Below are 22,300 nucleotides of genomic sequence, written 5' to 3' on the forward strand. Positions count from 1 at the left end.
GGACTCCTATTGCCTATTGCCTATGAGGATTTAGCTGGCAATAAATAAATCCCTCCAGAGATTAACGTCAAGGCGACAGCTACCCAAAAAGCAATCAGAGAAGGCATTTGCCAAACTTCAGGTAATGGTGCAATGAGAAAGGCGATCGCTATAATTTGACTCACAGTTTTGAGCTTACCCCAAATATTCGCCCCTGTAATCGTCGTTTGATTCACTCTCCAACCGGCGATCGCTAATTCCCGCGCTAAAATCAAAAACACTCCCCAAGCGGGAACCCGTCCTAATTCAACTAACACTAGTAACGGCGCTAGCACCAGAAATTTATCTACTAAGGGATCGAGAAACTTTCCTAAATCGGTAACTTGGTTGAGTTTCCTGGCTAAGTAACCATCTAACCAATCAGTCAAAGCCGCAATCAAAAAAATAGTTAAACACACCCACTTAGCTTCTGGTGTGGGGTTATATAAACCATAAAGCAGAAATGGTACTCCCAAAAGGCGGGAGAAAGTGATCCAATTAGGCAGAGTCATTTTTACAATCAAGCCGCAGATGAACACAGACAAGCCAACATGCGTCTAAATTGTACATTTTTACGTATACCTCTTGGAAAAACAAGCTACGCACAGCGTCTCCGACAGCAGAAGACTGTCTTTTGTCCATAGCTTTATTTTCAAGATATGCAAATATTTGCCACAACAAATCACTCCGGCTAGTACAGCGCGGCGTAAATAAGCATACTATTTCAAATGGTACAAAAGCCCGGAGTACAATTCTTTTGACTTTTGACTTTTGACTTCCGCCTTGCGGTACTAGTGGTTTGTCAATTTTGTTTTGAGGGGTTTTTGGTAGTGCGGGCCGAAAAGCCCGCGTGAGCGAGACGCTCACACTACAGTCCCTCATTTCAACCCTGACAGACTACTAGTTTGTTTGCAGAAGTTTTACACCTAAAGACGATAAACTATCAATCACTTCTTCTACATTTACAATAATGTCAGAACGTAAAGGATCTTTATTACTGACTCCTCCAGTGACAATTTTCTTATACGGCAGACCTAGTCTATGGGATAAATGTTCATACATTTTTGGTTGGAATTCATAGTTAAATATTTCTACTACTTTAGTTTCTGCTTGACAAAATACTAAATTACCTAACCCTGCACCATGTGCGGCAACAATAACTTCTGCATTAGCAAAAATGCCTATTTGTTCGCACAAAGAGTAATCAGTTGCTGAAATAGAAATAAATCCTAACTTTGTGAGAGCTTCAACTAATTCATCTTCATTGAGAATTTTACGATTATTACTTGCATCTTTTCTATTGATATAGATTTTGTTTGATTTAAGTTGAGGAATTATCGCTTTGTGAAGAAAAGATTGTCGTAGGAAATCACAAATCCAAGCGGGAATTGGTTCTGAACTGGCTTCAATAGGATGGTCTGAAACTACTAGTTTTTTAACTGTAATATTAGGATTATATATACTATCAATAGTACGAGCTAAATCAATATTTAAGTATGATAAAGTCTCACGTTGAAAAGAGTATTTTAAAGATGGTACAAGAAATAAATCAATATCATCATATAACCCAGATAACTTTAAAAGATGCAGTCTAGGAAGACAATCAAATAGCCAGTGAAAATAGTTATATTGACCAGCTCCACCTGTGAGCAAAGAAAATACCACAGCATCAAAAGTTTTTAAATTACTATAATATTTTCTTTGTGTAAAAATATTATTTTGGTTAGGTGGCAAAATCCGTCCATCTTCCCATTGCCAAGATGCACCTGATACAAGCAGATTATCTTTATTGATCACAGCTATACTCACATCTAAATCTGTATCAATTCGGGAATCATAGGTTATATAAATATTGTACTGAGAATTTTTATCGGGGATAACTATTTTGCGATAATCGTAGTTATGAGAACTTTCATATGTGTTAAGTTCTATAATTCCTGAAGGCTTGTTAAAATATCTATAAAACGGATTTACGAGTGAGCGATATAACTTACTTACAGCCTTTATTATTAACCTGTTGGTATTCTCTTTTACTAGCTTTGATCTCAAAAGTTTGATTATACTTAATGATTTCATGAACAGCATATTTTTGCACCAATAATACTAAAATGTAATGTTTTTTTGAGATAAAGCCCATTTGAAATTCTCTGGAAGAGATAAGTTTGTAGTAAGCACTTTAGCGCTGGAAAAGCTAGATTTAAGTCCTGACTACAAACAAATTTACTCCTCACAATTAATGTGATAAACCAGGACTACAATTGAGTGCATCCTAGTTTTTATTATGCAGACGGAGAAAAACCAAAATGTCATTGTGTACTCCGCAGGAGTTGCAAGCTACGCGTAGCGTCTCGCACCAGAGGAACGACGTTCACGAAGTGTTCCCATTCCCTCGAAGAGGGTTCCCGTAGGGTAGGGTAGCAATCGCATAGACTTGTTATGAGTGGAAAATCTTGCGATTGCTTTGCTTCACTTCGTTATGCTCGCAATGACGGAGCCTTTAAAAAAGTGGGATGCTCCCCTACAATTTGACCTTGAAGAAAATTTCATAAGAACCGAAAAATAGTTTAACAAAACGCTGAGGTAAACACTCAAGTTGAGAACCATAAGCAGCGATCGCTCTATTTTTTTTGTCTTGAACTGATGAAATTGAAAGTCGGTAAGCTGCAGCTAAATCCGGCAATTTTAGTTGTATAAACAGCAGAGATTCCCAAAATAACCAAATCGGGTATTGTAATAAATCAACTGTGATTTCTGCTTGCTTTATTGCTTCCTTAACTAATTCATACGTGACTTGGTGGTCTGTATGACAGTCTTGACGATGAGGGACATACACTTCTTCTGGTTGATAAGTTTTCAGAACTTCAACTATCTGTGTAATAGTTTTTTCTCTTTCCTCATGGGTTAAATTTTGCAATTGACCATCTGGCTTTTGTAAAAAGTGAATTTTTGATGATTCAACACCTAATATTTTGAGTGCTGTTATTGCCTCTCGTTCTCGCATTTCAATGATTTTTTCTTCCGAAAGAGGTTGAGAACCACCACATCCACTACCATCAGTCAGAAAAACCACAATCACTGGTATTCCATGTTCGCGTTTCAGTGATATCATCCCCCCACAACCAAATGTTTCATCATCTTGATGAGGAGAAAAAACCATAGCTGATTTATCGCTGAATCCTAAAATTTCACTCCGATGGTTGATAATCCATTTATTTACTATGTGAGAGTGGGTATATTGAATTCGATGCAGTAAACTGTCAGGAATAACTCTTTTGATGAGATGGATAATTTTTTCGATTTTCATTTAGTAAGCACCTGTCTTGTTGAAGACCACATTTATAGTTTTCAGCAAGATTTTTAGATCAAGCCAGATAGACCAGTTCTCAATGTAAGAAATATCTAGTTTCACTCCATCTTCAAAGTTATCGATATCTGAGCGACCTGAAACCTGCCATAATCCGGTAATTCCTGGTAGAACTTCTTGGCGGATAAAATGCTTTGTCTTGAATTTCTCTACATCTCTAATTGGTAAAGGACGGGGACCAACAAGACTCATTTCTCCAAGTAATACATTAAAAATTTGGGGTAATTCATCCAGACTGTAACGACGTAAAAATTTACCAATTGGTGTGATGCGAGGGTCGTCTTTCAATTTAAATAAAACACCATCTTTGATTTCATTTTTAGCTTCTAAGGATGATTGCAACTTTTCAGCATTAACCACCATTGTCCGGAATTTCCACATTTTGAATTGTTGACAATGTAAACCAATTCGGTTTTGTTGAAAAAAGATTGAACCAGGAGAATCAAGCTTAATTAGCAAGGCAATCAACAAATAGACAGGTGTAAGTATAAGTAGCAAAATTGTGGAGCAAAAAATGTCAAAACAACGTTTTATCCAAAAACTGCTACCTGCAATAATTGGTGCGGGAATTGATAGACAAGCTACTTCACCAACCTTGGATAATATAGATTTGGAAGGCAGAAAGTCTTTATCTGTTGGCAGAATCCAGAGGGTGATACCAGCACTCATAAAATGCCAGGATATATATAGACGATTCTTAATAGCATTCCAAGAAACAAAAGCCTCGACTATACCCTGTTTACGCAGAAACTCAAAGGTTGCTTCCCGATTATCTCTATCAAGTGAGCTAGCTTCAGATACTCCTAAAAGGTTATAACAATTTTGTTTTTCAATCAAGCTAATACTATTTTCTTGATCTTCTAAATCGGTAATCAGAAAAACTGAATGCCGAATTGATCCGCGCTTACGTACTAGGTTGATCACGACATCGAATATCCAGCGTTCTAAACTGATAAAAGCTATGGAGAACAACCAAAAAATTAAAAATGTTGAGCGCGATAGATAGCGATTTGGCTCGTAGAGAAAGGCAATTAATAGCAGAAAACATTCCGCTAATGAAACTACTTTTATCAGTTCTAAATAATTGCGACGTTGAATACCAGGCTCATATAATCTCTGGATTGCCATCATCCCTATTCCTACTACTAAAATTAGTAGTTGAAAAGATGAATTCTCCGTCCATTGTGATTCTAATGGAGTTCCATAAAATACTGCTAACTTCCATGCTAATTTTAAGGCTATGGTATCTAGTAATACGAGTGTGAATATCCGGAGGACTTTAATTGCGAATCCTCTGTGTAATCTTGTACCCTTAGCTGACCTTAAGTCTGGTTTTAAATTGACTATTGATAAGTATCTAGAGTGCATTTTTAGTCTCCCTGATGTTTTGTTGTAGAGTGAGTTTCTAACGTTTTCTAGCCTTGTCAAAAGCTCTAGCCATAGCATTCCAGGCCAACTTACGTTGGAGATTTGAGTCCAATGGCAAAGGACGTACTGGTTTACTATCGGATCGGGGATTATATGTTGAATTCCAAGTGTAGCGATCGCTCAAACCCCAAGTTAATACACCAATCACGGCAGGCTCGTCTAGAACAACCGACAGATAATCTTCGTAGACACCAGCAACTATGCGATCGCGTACTCCAGAATTTTCAGGTAATCTCACATCTGTGACATCTAGTTCGGTAATCAGAATTTTGAGACCTAAACTAGCAACATCCGCTAGAAATTTCCGGAGTTTATGCGGATTGAATGGGGTATCATCACTCGATAAATGAGATTGGATGCCGAGTCCATGAATTGGTGTTCCTCTAGATTTCAGACTCTTTAGCAATTTTAAAACTGCTACTCTTTTGGCACCACCTTCAGGAGTATCGTACTCCAAACCATAGTCGTTATAAACTAGCAAGGCTTGAGGATCAGCTTGCGCGGCAACCCGAAAGGCAAGTTCGATATAATTTGGCCCCAAAAACTGCATCCAGGGAGTATTTTTTAACCCGTCGGAGCGGCCATCTTTTGGTTCAACTGCCTCGTTTACTACATCCCAGGAATGTATTCTACCTGCATAGTGTTTAGTAACTGTTGAAATGTGTTCTGTTAAGAATTTTTCCGCATTCCCTGAGTTAACTGTTGTCTTAAACCACGCAGGCAAAGCATCATGCCAGACTAAAGTATGCCCGCGAAACAGCATGTTGTGATTTTTGGCAAACTCTGCTAACCAATCACTTTGGGTGAAGTCAAACTTCTTGGGAGTAGGGCGCAAAAAGTTCCACTTGAGTTCACCTTCTGGAACCAGAATGCTGCATTCTTGAGCAAATTGAGTGGCAAAAGCAGTATCTTTCGAGAGTATATCTTGACTACTCGCCGCACCAAAAATCAATCCTTTTGTAGCGGCGCGCTTTCGTAGAGTGGCTATTCCAGACACTTTAAAGTCTCTTTTGAGATTAGCAAGGGCTTGGAGCTTGTGACTATCGTATCTAGTCTTAGTGAGTGCGATCGCTCCAATACTGCTCAAGCTAGCTAAACTTAACCATAAAGCGTGTCGTCTACCTACTAATCGCCTACTGAGCATTGAGAATTTCCTGTAAAAATAGTCTAGCTATAAACCAAGGCTCTACTAAATAACGCCTCCAGAGCCTTTTTGGCTCACTACATAAGCGATACAACCATTCCAAACCTAGTTGCCCCATCCAACGAGGTGGAGTAGGAACTGCTCCAGCCACATAGTCTATACAAGCTCCACTAGTCAAAATAGCATTGGGATGAATAGAGTCTAGGTTTTCTAAAATCCAGTGTTCTTGACGCGGCATACCCATTCCCAGCATTAATATATGGGGCTGGAAGGCATTAATTGTTGACAGAATATTCAGGTTTTCTTGGCTTCTGTCACGAGTATTGATGTAGCCATGAGCTGTAGCAATCTCTAAGGTGGGAAATTTTTCCTGTAAGACTCTAGCTCCTTGTTCTGCAACTCCTGGCTTTGAACCGAAATAAAACACACGCCAACCCTGGTGTGCAGATTCAGCCATCAGAGGCCATATCCAGTCAGCATAGGTTACTCTTTGCTCTCGTTTCAGTGGAAAACCTAACAATTTCCCAATCCATACCAACGGCATACCGTCAATATGCACGTAGTTCGCTTTGGCATAAAAGGCGCGCATTTTAGCGTCATGATGGTATAGATAAAGGCTGTGAAGATTGTGATTAGCAATAATCCATCGTTCGTTTTGGGTAATAGACTCTGCAATCAAAGAGTTGAGATCAGGAATTGATAGTGCATCTACCTGAACACCAAGAAACTTGCAAGGCGATCGTTGCATATGCGCTAATTCTGGATTTCTGATTGGTAAATTGGGCTATTTATTTAGCCTTAAAAGAAGTTTGTTATGTATTAACAACAGACAAACTAAAGCTTCTTCAACTTCTTTGTTTCGAGCAGAATTTTAGCAATTATTTCCGCTTTTACACTCCAAGAATATCTGTCTTGAATCATAGTATGCGCGGCTTCCACAAGTGGCTGATATTTCTCCAAATTTAGTGCCACTTCCATTAAGACATTAGCAATTTCTGGAACCGAGTATCCTGTCTCCAAAAGATGTTGTAAATGATGAAAATCTTCTAAACATCTCAAGCCTTCAGGAGTGGAGACAACTAACTTACTGCTAGCGAAATAATCTAGAGCTTTATTACGTGCGCCACCAGCAACCGCTTGCTTAGGAAATGGCAGCAGTCCTATATCTGCATATTTCAGATGACTTACAAAATCTTTGCGTTCTGGCAAGAACCCCAAAAAAGTAATATTCGATGGTAGCGCTTCTTCAATTTTATCAGCATCACGCCCAATCACAACAAAGTGAATATTTTTTTTATATTTTTCCAGGTATTTAGCTATTTCAATGGTCATGGAAATAGACATATCATTACTGGGAAACTGAAATGTTTTCGGAGCAACAACAACAACTATTTTTGCTGGACGTAATACTTCGTAAGGGTCTGTTTCAGTAACGAATTCAGGATTAAGTAAATCTTCTGTTACTCCATTACCTATACAATAAATATTGTGCGGTTTTATAGGATACCATTGTGATATTAACCGAGGAATTGATTCACCAGCAGCAATAATGGGATTACCAGAAAATATTAGTACCCCTTGAGCAATGTATGTCTTGATAAGTTGCACAAACTCTTTGAATGGATTAGCAACAGAAAATAACCGACTCCAGTATTCATAAGCAGAAAAAGTGTGGAAATCCAGCACTAGAGAGCAGTTTTGTTGTTTTTTAAGCTTCAGTGCCATCAGAGCAGCTAATCCAGGCAATGTTTCTTGAGCATATATGATATCAGGGCGAAATTCTTCGATACTCTTGACGATTGCTTTAACATATGAACTCAAACTTCTTGAGCCAACAGATACAAAGGGTGCGTAGTCAACTGCTGAACAATTTAAGCCAAGCTGACAAACCTCAAAATATTTGATGAGGTATCGTCCGAGGTAAAATGGTCTTGTAAACGCACCAAATGGTTGGCTAGAATCAAGCGTAGAAACAATCAGTAAGCGTTTATTTGTAACATCTGGAAGTTGAACATCCAAATTCTTTGGATCTGAAACTAATGTCATATTCATTTTGTTGCTATAAAATGCTTTATCCCATCAGTGAAATAGATTTTTCTATTTGGATGAGACTCGATGTTTATATTTAAGCCTTGGAGTTTTGTTGTTGTGTTTCTTCAGTAAAAGCAGGAGACTCATTTAGATTTTTATAGCCGATGATGGCACGTAGATAAGGTAATATCCAGTATAAAAACCAAAAGTTACCCGAGTGTCTCCTCACAAAAACAGTCCATGCTCGTATGGGATAACCTTTGATTTGGAGTATTTTATTTAAGCGTTCATGAACAGATAACTTAGTATCAACCCAGCTACCCCGAACAGAATTTTTAGAGCAAGTACCCACATATCCAGGTGCTATCCATACTGAACAATCTAACTGACGCGCTCTTAATCCGTAGTCTAAATCGCCTAATGTATGGATAAAAGCAGGATCTAAATTACCTACCTTCTCAGCAACGGAATTAGGAATGAGTACGCAATTTCCGTACATTGTGTCGCATTCTTGAAGTTCTTGGCTGGGTTGGACAAATTCATATTTATTGGAGTACCAAATCTTTGATTTTACAGCACCGCCATATGTTGGCTTTCCTGATATCGCATCTCGAGTTGAACCAACAATTATCGAGTTTGGATAACCTTTTTCTACGAGTTGATGGTGAGTAGTCTGAAGTTTACTTAAAGCATTTGCATCAAGTATCGTGTCATCATTTAACCAGAGATAGTAGTCATAATTTCTCTTTAAAGCTTCACTAAAAGCTAAGTGCATTCCTCCTACCCAGAAGAGATTTCCATTTCCTTTTAGGATATTAACTAATGGATAATTTGCTTTGACTATATCTGCAGTGCCATCAGAGCTACCATCATCAACTAGATAAACATTAAAAGCAACATTCTGTTGATAAAGTGCTTGTAGACAATACAGTGTTATATTACATCTGTTATAACAAGTTATCAGCACTGCTATCGTAGCATTATTCATGGTATTTCCCCCAAATCATTTATTAGTTTATCTAACAATCGAAGTGATTCCATCAAATCAATATCTCATTTTTTTGATTATTGATTGATTTTTATATTGCTAGAGTGTTGTATTTAATTGTTGTTTTTTGCAATCGACTCAACTCGATTTTGGATGAAACTGCTATAGAAACGTAAGTAATCCAAAATAAATTATTTGGTGTAATAAATGTCATGCTCTCACTAAGATTTGTGATAAGAGTTATCCCTACAAATACCAACATCCAAAAATATTCTATGTTCCTAATTGTTAGTAAAAGTATTGTGATTCTGTGTAATAAACTAAAAAAGTTAAATAAACATAAAGATAAACCTACTAATCCAAGGTTTAGAAATAGATCCAAAAAGCCATTATGAGAAATATTAGCTACTGGTTTTTTACTAGACGTATCAATAATATTTTCTAATCCAGTCTTTTCATCACCTAACCATGTATTATTCAGGACATAATCAGAAGCTTCGGAACCCCAAAATCCATAATATCCGTAACCTAAAATTGGTCTTTCTAATCCTTTTTCAATTACTAAACTCCATATGGGTGTACGCCCGTTAAATTCCAAATTTTTTCCCAAAATATTAATAAATATACTTTCTATATTCATTAAAAATGAGATAACTAAAGCGCCAGAAAATAGCAGTAGCAAAAGTAGATAAAACAGTCTGTAATTACGCTGCTTGGCAACTTTATAAATAGGCAATAAAGCTAGTGTAAAAAATAACATTATCAAGCCTGTAGTGCTATTAGAAAGTTTAAGTAAAACAAGGGATAATACCATGCCAACTAAGGTAATCCAACGATTATTATGTTTGTCAAATAGGGTCATTAACAGAAGTGAAGCTGCAAAACCCATAAAACGTCCTAAACGTTGTTTGTGGTCATAAATACCTCTCCACGATATGACACCATTTATGAAATGAGTTCCATAAGCTGGCATTAATGCACCAGCAAATAGACTTAGAATTATTGCTAGTAAAAAAATCCAAGATAACAAACGCATTTGCTCTTTGGGTGTATATCGCATCCCCAAAAATATACCTAATAAAGTTGTGCGTATTAGACCCTTAGCATAATCCGCAGTGTAAGATACATTCTCAGACCAGAAAATTGAAATGACGGCAACTACAACTAAGAGCAATAGAGATTTATCTCTCGTTGCAGCATAAGCTAAATGCTTCCATCTGCCAATAACTAGTAAGATTAATATTCCATAACTACTAATATTGAAGAGAGTATTGATAGGGGCAGGTACTACAAATTCTTGGCTGAAAATAAGTAATAAGACAACCCCGATTAACTCTAAAAAACTTCCAAGTTTAGGAGAGGCTTGCTTGTTCAATTTATACTGCTTAAATTATAGATTTTTGATTAGTAAGAATATTTTCAAAAAGAGCTAGGTATTGACGGGCTTGATTTTCTAGAGTAAATTCTCGTTCTGCTTTCTCACGAGCGCAGAGGGATAGTTTTTGATGTCTGTCTTGGTTTTCTAATACCCAAATAATTCCTGCTGCTAAATCTTCAGATGCATAGGGTATAGCTAAGTAGCCATTCTGCTGATGGTTAATAATATCCTTTAAACCAGTAGCATTAAAGGCTACTACTGGAGTACCACAAGCTAAGGATTCAGAGGCTGTTTGACCAAAAGATTCTTGAATGGATGGCACAATCATGACATCAGCAGCTGAGTAAATAACTGCTAAAGAAAGATCATCATTGATATGTCCTAGATAGTGGGTTTTAAAACCTAAATCAGTTGGATTATTAGGTTGTGATGCACCGAAGATGACTAACTCTAACTTATCTTGCCAGCTAGATTTGCTCAAGTCTCGTAGTGCTGATTGTAATAGATGGAATCCCTTATTACTATCACTTGTTGCTTGTATAGCTCCGAAAAGGATGAGTTGTTTATCTTGGGGTAAATTCAGTAATTCTCGTGCTACACGTTGATTAATCGGGCGATATTTTTGAGTATCAAGGCCATGTGGGATAACTTGAATTGGTAAATTCTTTAAGAGAGAACTGTTTCCAGCACATTTAGCTATCCAAGAACTGGGAGAAACAATAGTTGGATGCAAGTCTTTCCAAGCTTTAGCTTTGCGCTCCCAAACCCAGCGGGATAAATCCCAGTCTTGACTGCTGTGAAGCTGAGGACAAGCACCACAGGATATTGTATAGCGATCGCACTCTCCACTGACATGACATCCTCCCGTGAAGAACCACATATCATGCAGCGTCACAACTAGAGGGCGTTTCAGCTTGGCAATGCTTTCTATCTGCATAAATCCTGCACCAACCCAGTGCAGATTGATGATATCTGGATCGATTTGATTCACCTTAGATGCAGTTCTATCAGGTATCCACTGGAGAGAAAATGTCGTATTCTTACGTTGAGTGTAAAATTTTAATGGCAAGGCATCAAAGGTTAGCTTTGCTCGTTCTATACCTTGAAAAAGTCTGATCTCAGGTGCAAATACTGCTCTGTTATCGCTAGATTTTTCCTGTACTAGCATCTGCGAATTAACATTGATATTCTGTAATCCCTTGTGCAAGCGATAGGCAGCACGAGCAGCGCCACCTTGCATATCTGATGTGCTAATGTGTAAAACCTTCATTGAAAAACTTTGACCTAAATCGAATTTAATTTAAGTTTTGTCTTAAGTATTTGCTTCATTTCTAGCTTAAACATATCTAAATGAGTTGTTCCATACATGGTTTTTTGGATAAATTCATCAGACTGAGCATCTCTAATGACAAATGGTGGATGATTTAGGGGTAACTCTATTGCTGTTGTGGGCAAACTGTCATATGGATTGCTTTTACTGTTAGCAAAATGAGTTGAGTCTGTACCAAAACCAAGATTAGAAATTAAATTCACATTGGCAATAATTCCGAAACTACTCTGCATCCAGCAGGCAAATGTCCATTGATAATCCCAAGTTATTCCTAAAGGATTTTCATAAACAGATTGTAGGATATAGTTCCAATATTTGACTGCTAGTGGCTCTATGAGAATATCCTTAAGCAAGCCTGCTGACTGAACTTCTTGCCAGAGTTTCATAGTCAGGTCATAATGCTGCCAAGCGCGTCTCCAACTTGCCCAGCCCCAGCAGAAATTATAGCGTGAAAAGTAGTAACTATAATTAGTTCGTCTTTGCCCAAACAGCACATTCTCACCAGAAATTGAACTGACACGAGTATCATATCTATATTTATCTAGTAATTCTTCACAAAAAGGAAAAAATGTTGGATGGGGTAAACAATCATCTTCGAGAATAATGGCTTCTTCAACATTACTAAAAACCCAATCTAGACCACTCGATACCCGTTTTGCACAACCTAAGTTGACCTCAGAGTAGTTTTTGATTACTTCACAATCCCAATCAACTCGCTCAATAATTGCTCGAGTGGCTGCACATTTTTCTGCTTCACCGGGAACATCAATTCTCGCTCCATCGGCAATCACAAAAAGCTTTGGTGGTTTGGCACGGCGGATTTCTTCAAAAACCTTTTCTGTTGTATGTGGTCTTTTAAAGATGATAAATGCTACTGGAGTTTGCATATTTAAATTAGCGCGAAATTTACTTGATGGTTTTTAATTGCCAAAAATATATAAGTGATTGTATTTGAATGAGAAATATTTTACGGGTTTTTGGATAAATGGCATTACTAAAAAAGTCAGAACATGCATAGGAAATTAGGGTGGCGATCGCTGCACCTAATCCAGCATATTTAGGAATTAGCCAGAGATTTAATAAAATGTTGCTAACTGCACCAATCACTGTTCTATACATAGAGAGGTGAGTTAATCCTTCAGCAATAAACCAAGGTGATATGGCTACCCCTACAAATACAAACAAAGAAGCCCAGATATGAATTGATAAAATAGCTCCTGCATCTACGTAGTTATTACCAAAAAGTATATTAATGACTGTTCCCGATAAAAAAGTCATGGGTAGGGAAATCATGACTGCAACCAAAATCATCAAGCGAATTAATTGTTTAATGCGCTGGTAGTAAAGTTCTTCACTAGTTTTTTTAGCTGCGAAAATCGCCGGTGAAACAGAAGAAGAAATTGCCATAGGGATAAAATAAAACATCTCAGAAACACGAGTTGCTGCGGAATAAATACCCACTGCATTATTGCCCAACATTTCGCCTAGCATAATCTGATCTATTTTCATATAAATCAAGATAGCAAAGCTAGAAAAAATCAAAGGCCAACTTTCCTGGAGCATATTCTTGGCAATTGAAAAACTCCAATTCCCTAAAAAATTTGATTTACTTTTGAATGTATAGATTAAATACAAACTTAAAGCACCTAACCCAATTTCTGCAACACTGATAATCACAAAAGCTATTAATGGTGCTTTGATATAAATCAGAAAAACTTTACTCAAAGCAATAATTACAAAAGCTATGTTTTTTACAACAACAGTGTACTTTGATTGTACCTGTGATTGAAACCAGAGGTCGATGGTATCAAAAGCCTGAAAAATACCTCCTGTGGCTAAAATTGCTACGAGTAAGATAGTCTGGTCTTGTTGATGATGGAATAGAAAAACACAGCTAACTGTTAATAATAAGGCTCCAATACCACCTAGAAATTTTAACCAGAAGACTGTTCCCAAGATTTGCTTTTCGTCTTGTGGTTTACGTACTAGATCGCGCACGACTACGCTATCTAATCCTAAGTTGGCAAGTGGATTAAATAGGGCAACAAAGGCAATAGCATAGTTAAAAAGACCATATTGACTTACTCCCAAGTAGCGTGCGACCCAGACTCCGATAATCAGAGCAACACCCATGCGAAGAATACGATCGCCAAATAGCCAACTAGTATTGGCAATAATGGCACGTAGTTCAGAGTTGGGCTTGAGGTTGAAGAACTTTTGCAGTTTGAATTTACCTAGCATCACACTATAGTCGTTTTGGTTATCTGACATCAGCGTTTAGAAATAGCGATCGTCCATCACTTTTGCAGCAGCTTCTTTGATCAATACGGATTTTGGTGATGGCGCATCTTGCTCGATCGATTCCTTGGAATAGTAAAAATAGCTATCAGGTTCAAGTTTGACATTCACACCATTAATCACCATACCCAAGACTTGTTGCCCTGACTGGTCAAGAAACTCTTTAGCAGCGCTAGCACTTGCTGAATCAACAATTCCCGGACGAACTACTAGTAAAATACCATCAGTCATTTTTCCTAAAACCGCTGCATCAGGTATCCCCGTCAGGGGAGGAGTATCAAAAATCACAAAATCGTATTCTTTCGCAAAGATTTTCACCAATGAGTCCATCCGTTTTGATCCCAACAAAGCTATTGAGTTGGGAGGTATCACCCCTGAAGTCAAGACATATAGGTTAGGGATGAATTCCTGCACTGCTTTATTCAGCGGAACTTGGTCAACGATCACATTCGATAGACCAACTGCATTTGTCATTCCCCAGATATGATGCTGGACTGGATGCCGCATATCTGCGTCTACTAGCAACACCCGACGCCCTAACTGAGCGATCGCTACAGCCAGATTAGCCGCTACCTCAGATTTGCCTTCTTTAGCCACGGAACTAGTAACTGCGATCGCTTTTAGCTCCTCATCCGAACCCAAGAACTTCAAGTTGGCTTGCAGCATTTGATAGGCATTCCCAATCGGGTAGTGGGGGATGTCCCTACCAATCAATCTGGGTATAGCAAACGGTTGTTCTCCTCCCGGTAGCAAAGAACTATTTTTAGTATTTCTGCCCACTAAAGGAATCACGCCCAGTAATGTATATTGCAGCAATTCTCTGGCTTCTTTAACTGTCTTAACTGAGCGGTCAATCATATCTAACGTTAAGGCAGCAATTAAACCAAGCATGGCACCAAAAATACCTCCACCCAGAACAATCAAGTTTTTTTGAGAAGCTGCTGGTGCATCAGGAATTAATGCAGGAGAGATAATCCGCGCATTCCCAATATTTTGGTTTTCTGCTACTTGCACTTCTTGCAGCTTGGTTAAGAGTGCTTCATAGGTCGTTTGAGCCGCTTTTAGCTTACGCTCAAGCTGCCGCTGAGTCTGCTCAAATTTGGGTAAACCATTTGCCCGTTTTTTGTAAACAGACAATTTATTAGACAGTGTAGTTATTTCTCCCTCTAAACCAGCACGTTCTACTTCGGAGCGAGCAAAATCTGCGATCAAACCTTGTCGTAGTTCACCAATCTGTAAATTACCTTTAATAACTGTTTTAGTACTACCAACTCCTTCCTCTATCCGCCCTTTGAGTAAGAGATTAAGAACAGCAATTTTTTCTTTTAGGTTAATGATTGTCGGATGGTTTGGCCGCAAACGAATTAGTTCAATTGCTAGCTGACTTTGCGCTTCTTGGCGTTGAGTCAGAACTTGCTGTACACCAGGTATTTGACTCAAGGAGGCTAAAGTTACAGCTTGTTGTGAATTCACATTTGCTTGTTTTTGCAACTTTTTTGTTCTTGCACCAACTTCAACTAACTTCGCTTGGGTTTGATTTATTTGTTCTTCTAAACGCGAAATTACCTGCACTGCTGTAGAGGCTTCTTCTTGAAGGGCAATTATTTTATTTTCTTCTTTAAATTTTCGCAGAGCTAATTCTGCCCCTCTGACACTTATTTCTGTTGCAGGGAGTTGTTGTGAAATAAATTTTCGAGCTGAAACTGCCTCTGCGCGATTCGCCTCGATATTATTCCGGATATAAGCATCCATCACTTTGTTAACAACTTTCGCTGCTAGAGTTGGATCTTTATCAGTATACGAAATTTGTAAGATATCAGTTCCTTTAGAACTCTCTACCTTTAATTTGTGGGATAAGTCTTGAGTTTGAATAAACTTGCCTCGTTCATTTTTCAACTTCAGTACTCTAATTGTTTCCTGAATCACTGGAACTGATACAACTATCTTGGCCTGAGTATCTGATGGACTGTTTGTGTTCACTAAAGAATCAACCTGTCCTATGCCTTCTCCTAACCCTGTGAGTGAGGCACTACGATTAGTTTTAATCAACAAGCTTCCTTCTGCCTTGTAAGCTGGTTTCAAGGAAACTGCATACAAGAATGCTAGCGTAACAACTACACCAAAAACTCCGGCGGCAGGTATCCAGCGTCGTTGCAAAATTAGTAAATATTTTTGAAAATCTATCTCTTCAAACTTTGGTATGGATTCCATAATCACAGATGCAGATATTGATAGTAGTACTTAAATTGCGGCTGCAACTGGCTTAATTTCTCAAATGGAAGTCTTTTCCACCATGATCTCCCAAGATTCGGGCATGTCTACGAGTAAACTCACCTACAGATGGATTTCCTTGGGGGTCAATTACCCCACTAGCTTGTTGCCAATATTCTGGGGGTGCTTCGGATACTTCATAGGTGCAAGCTTCCTGGGGAGAAGCTTTGATCAGACACTTTTTGACGTGATACCACTTTGTTTGTTCACATTGATCACACCAAAAAGCTTCTAACCATTCACCCCGTATGGAAATAGCCGTCTTGGCTGCTACTAACATTAGTGCGTTTCGCCGTCCCACACCCCTTTTTTGGAGTTGTTCAGCACTATCAGCAAATAATTGATATTTTTGACTCACACTATGTAAATAACACCCATGAACTGGACAGAAAATAGCTCGTCTTTTTGAACGTTTTCGATTTTTGTTACTCATATTCCGCACTTCAAGATAGAATATCTTGATATTCAAGAAGTTCAAGTTCTCTACTTATGAATACCAACTATCTCCTGCAACTAGTTTTGGTTTTACTTCTCAAAATATGACTGCACTCACCATTTCCCTAAAACAATCGTTCTTGGTTTTTCACTCCTGATTTGTCATATAGGTATCAATACAGTTCAGTTGAGGATGTTTGGTATTGATTCTAGGTATGTAGACGCGACAAGACTCTACGGGAACGCTAAAAGCCTACACTGATCAACACACTATTTGGGATTTAACTGGAATAGTATTGCAATATAACCATCAACAAAAATTTGCAATCTTAAGTGATGGGGAGATTGCAAATCCAAATTTTCTCCTACGGTATTTCACTACCTTGAAAGGGCTGTGATTGATTAATACTGATAGTGATTTGCGATTTCTATCTAATCACAATTAATCCGATATTAGAAATATTTATGTATTACAAAATGAAGTGCTAGCAGTAGGTTGTTACACTTATCCTGCAATTCGACCTCACTCACTGTTAGCAATAGCAAAGATGAGAAGAAGGTTACGTTGGAGGGACTGAGATCGCAAAGGTCATCGAAGCCCAACTCCTAATTCATACAAGTCAGTTATTTAGTTAAAGATTTAGATGCTTAATTAACAAACAATGGCATCAAAATCTATACAAAATATTCTCTGAGGTCTTGCTAATTTAAAGCTCATACAAGACCAGGAAATTGTGGATTTTCTAATCTATTTAAGCACACTTTAGAGAACTCCACAAAAAGAGATGCCCAATGTCATTCTGTTGCTTGCATCCCGCAGGGTACGAAACGAAGTGTAGTGTACCCCGTAGGGGATCTTGCTACGCGTAGCGTTCCGAAGGAAAGAATCCCCCCAGATGCTACCCTGCGGGAACGCTAAGGCCTACGTTTCGCTTTGCTACACTCAGCATGACAAGACAGGATCATTTATTTTGTGGCTTACTCTTAGTGAGAATTCTATCTGACCAAAATTACTTAGCCGCATTCTCACAAACCTTTATTCACATTCACCTCTACCCAGAGTATGTTTCAGACTATTTTGGATGGGTAAGAGTTTTGATAGAATGTGAAACGCTTAAATTTAGGTTTTATCAAGCAAGGCATGGAAAAATTTGCGGAGAGATCCGGGTTAAGAAGATTGCTGATAGTCATGTAGAGTTAATTGCTGTAGTTTACACAACTATGAACTGTACTACCTCAACCCAAAGATGCCTATGTGATAGTTTCGACAACAATGCATTCATTCAAATCACCTTGTAGATACAATTGCTGATTCCCTGATGTTAGCGAGATTATACATTCAGACAAACATCTAGCTTTCTCACAGTTAACAGTTGTGAGCCAGAGTCTGAGATGTCTAATGGTTAATGAGAGACTGCGTGGTAAAGTTTTGGGTTTTAGTTGGGTTTAAATCCTAACTGAAACCGTGATAACTTTATCCTGCGGTCAGCCCTTTCGGTTTTCCTCTTAGCGCTAGGCTTTCCCTTTAGGAGAAAACAGCGCTACTTTCAGATTAGTCTGTAGGTTTTTATTATTCGTAGTGATTATGACATTGGCTTGATTCTCTAAGGATAATCATTAAATATGTCTGGGAACTGCTTTTCGATGCAACAGTAGCGTCACACAAACTAAGTATACAGGAGGATGTTTTTTTTTTGAAGTAATTCAATCAACTTCATCGTAACTTAATAATCAGAGACTTTTTACCAAGTATCTATAATTAGCCTTGCTAATCAGACAGACTATTTTAGTAGGTAATCGCCGTAAATGTTGCGACTAAAGATGCCAGTTCAGATTGGTTACGAGTGAGGAAAATCATCTGTGTAGCAACTTAGATGTCATCTAATTGATACATCATCAGTTCAAAATTTAATTGATACATCATCAGTTCATAATCTAATTTGTATCTGATGATTAAGTCGTATACCCTCTATACAATTAAGCTATAAATCAATGGCAAAATACTATTTATTCCTCGGTAATTTTAGAAACATCAAGCTAGCCGCAACGTGATTTATCGTTTTCGATCTAAGTCAGCAATTTAGCTCAATCTGGCATCTGATGTTACCATTCCATCCTATAAATTAACTATATTCTCAAAGACTTCTCATCCGCATTACATAGCAATTTGCTTGATGGACTGAAAGTAAATATCTGTCTGTTTAAATCAAGATGGCTTGTGGCGCTGTTGTCTCCTCCTTTCTCAATTCTTGAGATCGCCTAGCAACTTTAAATATGTTGAGTGTGCGATCGCATTTTGCATCATCATCTGGTCGATAGTTAACTACCTGTCTATATAACTTTGTTAGTTATGTCTGTAAATGTGGCGCTTATGCTTTGAGTTCCTCAGTCGGCATGGCATGATCTGTGTCTTGAGATTATCGTCAACAAAAGATCACCATGACTCAACCAACAGATTCCCAATTCCGCATCGAACGCGATTCGATGGGCGATCGCCAAATTCCTGGTAGCGCTTACTACGGTATTCAAACGCTGCGGGCAATAGAAAACTTCCCCATCAGCGGTATTAAGCCCTTGCCGACTTACGTAGATGCTTGTTTGTTGATAAAAAAAGCTACAGCAATCGTCAACGGCGAATTAGGCTGCATTCCCCAAGATATTAGCCAAGCAATTGTCAAAGCTGCTGAAGAAATCCTTGCTGGTAACTTCCGCGATCAGTTTGTCGTGGATGTCTATCAAGCAGGTGCTGGGACTTCTCACCACATGAATGTAAATGAGGTTTTAGCAAATCGCGCCTTAGAAATTCTTGGTGATCAAAAAGGCAATTACCAGCGTGTGAGTCCTAATGACCACGTTAATTATGGACAGTCTACCAATGATGTCATTCCCACGGCAATCCGGATTGGTGGCTTGTTGGCACTTGCTAAAACATTACATCCAGCATTAGATCAAGCGATCGCATCCTTGGAAGTCAAAGCCGTAGAATTTCAAGATATTGTGAAATCTGGTAGAACTCACTTACAAGATGCCGTACCTGTGCGTTTGGGTGACAATTTCGGCGCTTGGGCACAAATTTTATCAGAACACCAAAACCGCATTTACACCGCCTCTGGAGATTTAATGGTACTAGGTTTAGGCGGGAGTGCAGCTGGTACAGGGTTGAATACCCATCCTTTATATCGGGGACGAGTTGTAGAAGTTCTTACAGAATTACTCAATTCCCCCCTAGAACCAGCACCCCATTTGATGGCTGCAATGCAGAGTATGTCGCCATTTGTGAATGTTTCCGGCGCTTTACGCAACTTGGCGCAGGATTTAGTCAAAATATCCCATGATTTACGGCTGATGGATTCAGGGCCAAAAACGGGATTCAAAGAAATTCAACTACCGCCAGTACAACCCGGATCATCGATTATGCCAGGTAAGTATAATCCAGTGATGGCAGAGATGACATCAATGGTGTGCTTTCAGATCATGGGTTATGATAATGCGATCGCCCTAGCCGCCCAAGCCGGACAATTGGAACTCAATGTAATGATGCCCCTGATTGCTTATAATCTGATTCACAGCATCGAAATTTTGGGCAACACGATCAACTCCCTCACGAAAAGTTGCATTCAAGGCATCACTGCTAACCGCGATCGTTGTTTAGCATACGCTGAAGGTAGTTTAGCCTTAGTAACAGCCCTCAACCCTCATATCGGTTATCTCAATGCTGCGGCTGTCGCCAAAGAATCCCTAGAAACAGGTAAATCCTTACGACAGATCGTTCTCGAAAAAGGATTGATGAGTGAAACGGAATTAGCAACAGTATTAAATCTCCAACAGATGAGTGGTGTCTCACCCCTCAGGGCAGAATAGGCAAATGTAGATTACAAACATAGTAGGAAGATAGAAAAGAGAAGAAATTCTTTTTTTCCTATCTTCACTATGCGTAATTCACAATCCATGCAGACTCAAAAACCATCTGTCAGTCTAATTCGGGCTACTTCCTACGAAAGAGAAGCTTTACGGGAGTCGTTAGAAACCCTGCTAGAACCTTTTGGGGGAATGGCTACTTTTGTCAACAGAGGCGATCGTGTCTTACTCAAACCCAATCTACTCACAGGAGCGCGTCCTAGTAAAGAGTGTACTACCCGCCCCGAACTCGTTTATGAAGTTGCCCAGATGGTAATTGACGTTGGCGGTAAGCCATTTTTAGGAGATAGTCCCGCTTTTGGCAGTGCCAAAGGAGTCGCAGCGGCAAATGGCTATCTCCCAATTTTAGCAGAACTGAATCTGCCCATTATTGATTTTCATGGACAGCGTTACGAAACCATCGGCGAAAATTTCCACCACCTCCGCCTGTCTAAAGAAGCGATGGAAGCAGATGTAGTGATTAACCTGCCCAAAGTCAAATCTCACATGCAGCTAACATTAACAATGGGAGTTAAAAACCTCTTTGGTTGTGTTCCTGGCAAAATGAAAGCCTGGTGGCATTTAGAAGCCGGAAAGGACGCAAATCGATTCGGTGAAATGTTGGTAGAAACCGCCAGGGCAATTAACCCGAATTTAACTATTTTAGATGGCATTATCGGTCATGAAGGTAATGGGCCCAGTAATGGTGAACCTCGTTTATTAGGTATTTTGGCAGCAGCATCAAATGTATTCGCCCTAGATCGCGCAATGGTGGAAATCCTCAACATCCCACCAGATCAAGTACCTACCGTCGCAGCTTCTCAGAGATTAGGAGTTTGTCCAGAACTAACTGATATTGAGTTTCCTCAGCTAGAACCTGATTTATTACGCATTGAAGATTGGCAACTACCGGATAAATTAGTTCCTATTGATTTTGCCATGCCGCGTGTGATTAAATCAACTTTCAAACATCTCTACATCCGGTTTATCAAAGAACCAATGACTGCTTATCATCAGGGAACAGGTAACAGTTAACAGTTATCAGATTTGAGATGGGGATATACACTGACTGAGCAAAGTATTTGTAGGGTGGGCATTGCCCACCATATCCGTGCTTTGGTGGGCTACATTAATTTCAAAAATCAAATACTAGTACAATAACCGATAACTGACAGAGCAAAGTATTTTTACTCTACCTATATATAGATTGACAAAACTGAGATAACATTACTCAGTTCAACTAATTTGAATTATAAAATACTTTTTTGGCGCAATTACTGAATAAATGCTGCCGAACTACCGTAATGCATCTGTATTTATTCGGGATAATTTTATGCTTTAAAAACAACGTTACTTAGTTGTAATTCAGTGGCAAATACATTTGGGTATAACTACAGTTAGATTATTATCTATACTGGTAGTTCTTCAGTAATTTTTCGGGGTTAATATGAGTGAGTAGGAAGAATTTATTAACCTTGGAACTATTTGGCTGAAAGCATTTCAGGATGGTATAATGATGTCATGCTGAATAAATACCTTTGGCAGATAATCCACCGGAATATAAAAAAATGTAACTAATAATGCTATTAACCTAGTCTGTGCGTAACTCATAAATTACACTGTACAGAGAAGCATCGGAAAACCATTAGTCACTAATTAAAGTCTAAAATGTTTTTGCCAAACTTTGTATCAAGATGTTATGGTAGCAGACTACTATT

General features: G+C 38.6%; 16 protein-coding genes. 2 read left to right on the forward strand and 14 right to left on the reverse strand.

Translation table 11 applies throughout. The features are described 5' to 3' along the window. Positions 1-20 precede the first annotated feature (20 nt). The 14 genes from pgsA to CAL7507_RS10030 form a co-directional block, all read right to left on the reverse strand. A complete protein-coding gene (gene pgsA, locus CAL7507_RS09960; protein ID WP_015128336.1) occupies positions 21-530 on the reverse strand; it encodes a CDP-diacylglycerol--glycerol-3-phosphate 3-phosphatidyltransferase in 510 nt (169 codons plus the stop codon). Positions 531-918: 388 nt separating this feature from the next. After that, the gene (locus CAL7507_RS09970) at positions 919-2,094 is read right to left on the reverse strand and encodes a DUF563 domain-containing protein (RefSeq protein WP_144051207.1); all 1,176 of its coding nucleotides are present in this window, start codon (positions 2,092-2,094) and stop codon (positions 919-921) included. Positions 2,095-2,536: 442 nt separating this feature from the next. Beyond that, entirely contained in the window at positions 2,537-3,322 is a 786-nt protein-coding gene (locus CAL7507_RS09975) for a PIG-L deacetylase family protein (RefSeq protein WP_015128339.1), read from the reverse strand. Then, a complete protein-coding gene (locus tag CAL7507_RS09980; RefSeq protein ID WP_015128340.1) occupies positions 3,323-4,750 on the reverse strand; it encodes a sugar transferase in 1,428 nt (475 codons plus the stop codon). It abuts the gene before it with no gap. A gap of 37 nt (positions 4,751-4,787) precedes the next feature. After that, positions 4,788-5,954, reverse strand: a complete 1,167-nt coding sequence (locus CAL7507_RS09985; protein ID WP_015128341.1) for an endo-1,4-beta-xylanase — start codon at positions 5,952-5,954, stop codon at positions 4,788-4,790. Next, on the reverse strand, positions 5,944-6,702 hold the full coding sequence (locus CAL7507_RS09990) for a WecB/TagA/CpsF family glycosyltransferase (protein ID WP_015128342.1): 759 nt from the start codon (positions 6,700-6,702) through the stop codon (positions 5,944-5,946). The genes CAL7507_RS09985 and CAL7507_RS09990 overlap by 11 nt, the downstream gene beginning before the upstream one ends. An 86-nt stretch (positions 6,703-6,788) precedes the next feature. After that, the gene (locus CAL7507_RS09995; protein WP_042341264.1) at positions 6,789-8,000 is read right to left on the reverse strand and encodes a glycosyltransferase family 4 protein; all 1,212 of its coding nucleotides are present in this window, start codon (positions 7,998-8,000) and stop codon (positions 6,789-6,791) included. A gap of 79 nt (positions 8,001-8,079) precedes the next feature. After that, a complete protein-coding gene (locus CAL7507_RS10000) occupies positions 8,080-8,973 on the reverse strand; it encodes a glycosyltransferase family 2 protein (protein ID WP_015128344.1) in 894 nt (297 codons plus the stop codon). Positions 8,974-9,064: 91 nt separating this feature from the next. Then, positions 9,065-10,348: an O-antigen ligase gene (locus CAL7507_RS10005; RefSeq protein ID WP_015128345.1), complete on the reverse strand. Its 1,284-nt coding sequence runs from the start codon at positions 10,346-10,348 to the stop codon at positions 9,065-9,067. Positions 10,349-10,358: 10 nt separating this feature from the next. After that, positions 10,359-11,621, reverse strand: a complete 1,263-nt coding sequence (locus CAL7507_RS10010) for a glycosyltransferase family 4 protein (RefSeq protein ID WP_015128346.1) — start codon at positions 11,619-11,621, stop codon at positions 10,359-10,361. 14 nt (positions 11,622-11,635) lie between these two features. Further along, positions 11,636-12,568 carry a hypothetical protein gene (locus CAL7507_RS10015; RefSeq protein ID WP_015128347.1) on the reverse strand — a complete coding sequence of 311 codons (933 nt, stop codon included), beginning with the start codon at positions 12,566-12,568 and terminating at the stop codon, positions 11,636-11,638. Positions 12,569-12,587: 19 nt separating this feature from the next. Continuing rightward, positions 12,588-13,952 (reverse strand): flippase, encoded by a 1,365-nt coding sequence (locus CAL7507_RS10020; protein ID WP_015128348.1) that lies wholly within the window; start codon positions 13,950-13,952, stop codon positions 12,588-12,590. Between the two features lie 6 nt (positions 13,953-13,958). Continuing rightward, positions 13,959-16,190 carry a polysaccharide biosynthesis tyrosine autokinase gene (locus tag CAL7507_RS10025; RefSeq protein ID WP_015128349.1) on the reverse strand — a complete coding sequence of 744 codons (2,232 nt, stop codon included), beginning with the start codon at positions 16,188-16,190 and terminating at the stop codon, positions 13,959-13,961. A 52-nt stretch (positions 16,191-16,242) separates the two neighbouring features. Beyond that, positions 16,243-16,683, reverse strand: coding sequence for a hypothetical protein (locus CAL7507_RS10030; protein WP_015128350.1), 441 nt, complete (start codon positions 16,681-16,683; stop codon positions 16,243-16,245). A 2,441-nt stretch (positions 16,684-19,124) separates the two neighbouring features. Between CAL7507_RS10030 and CAL7507_RS10035 the strand changes: the two genes are divergently transcribed. After that, a complete protein-coding gene (locus tag CAL7507_RS10035; RefSeq protein ID WP_015128352.1) occupies positions 19,125-20,546 on the forward strand; it encodes an aspartate ammonia-lyase in 1,422 nt (473 codons plus the stop codon). Positions 20,547-20,633: 87 nt separating this feature from the next. Then, a complete protein-coding gene (locus tag CAL7507_RS10040) occupies positions 20,634-21,617 on the forward strand; it encodes a DUF362 domain-containing protein (RefSeq protein ID WP_042342030.1) in 984 nt (327 codons plus the stop codon). The last annotated feature ends 683 nt before the right edge of the window (positions 21,618-22,300 follow it).

The sequence above is a fragment of the Calothrix sp. PCC 7507 genome, assembly GCF_000316575.1.
GTDB lineage: Bacteria > Cyanobacteriota > Cyanobacteriia > Cyanobacteriales > Nostocaceae > Fortiea.

Coding starts and splice junctions, on each gene's coding strand:
- pgsA (WP_015128336.1), bottom strand. CDS start 530: ATGACTCTGCCTAATTGGATCACTTTCTCCCGCCTTTTGGGAGTACCA.
- CAL7507_RS09970 (WP_144051207.1), bottom strand. CDS start 2,094: ATGAAATCATTAAGTATAATCAAACTTTTGAGATCAAAGCTAGTAAAA.
- CAL7507_RS09975 (WP_015128339.1), bottom strand. CDS start 3,322: ATGAAAATCGAAAAAATTATCCATCTCATCAAAAGAGTTATTCCTGAC.
- CAL7507_RS09980 (WP_015128340.1), bottom strand. CDS start 4,750: ATGCACTCTAGATACTTATCAATAGTCAATTTAAAACCAGACTTAAGG.
- CAL7507_RS09985 (WP_015128341.1), bottom strand. CDS start 5,954: ATGCTCAGTAGGCGATTAGTAGGTAGACGACACGCTTTATGGTTAAGT.
- CAL7507_RS09990 (WP_015128342.1), bottom strand. CDS start 6,702: ATGCAACGATCGCCTTGCAAGTTTCTTGGTGTTCAGGTAGATGCACTA.
- CAL7507_RS09995 (WP_042341264.1), bottom strand. CDS start 8,000: ATGACATTAGTTTCAGATCCAAAGAATTTGGATGTTCAACTTCCAGAT.
- CAL7507_RS10000 (WP_015128344.1), bottom strand. CDS start 8,973: ATGAATAATGCTACGATAGCAGTGCTGATAACTTGTTATAACAGATGT.
- CAL7507_RS10010 (WP_015128346.1), bottom strand. CDS start 11,621: ATGAAGGTTTTACACATTAGCACATCAGATATGCAAGGTGGCGCTGCT.
- CAL7507_RS10015 (WP_015128347.1), bottom strand. CDS start 12,568: ATGCAAACTCCAGTAGCATTTATCATCTTTAAAAGACCACATACAACA.
- CAL7507_RS10020 (WP_015128348.1), bottom strand. CDS start 13,952: ATGTCAGATAACCAAAACGACTATAGTGTGATGCTAGGTAAATTCAAA.
- CAL7507_RS10025 (WP_015128349.1), bottom strand. CDS start 16,190: ATGGAATCCATACCAAAGTTTGAAGAGATAGATTTTCAAAAATATTTA.
- CAL7507_RS10030 (WP_015128350.1), bottom strand. CDS start 16,683: ATGAGTAACAAAAATCGAAAACGTTCAAAAAGACGAGCTATTTTCTGT.
- CAL7507_RS10035 (WP_015128352.1), top strand. CDS start 19,125: ATGACTCAACCAACAGATTCCCAATTCCGCATCGAACGCGATTCGATG.
- CAL7507_RS10040 (WP_042342030.1), top strand. CDS start 20,634: ATGCAGACTCAAAAACCATCTGTCAGTCTAATTCGGGCTACTTCCTAC.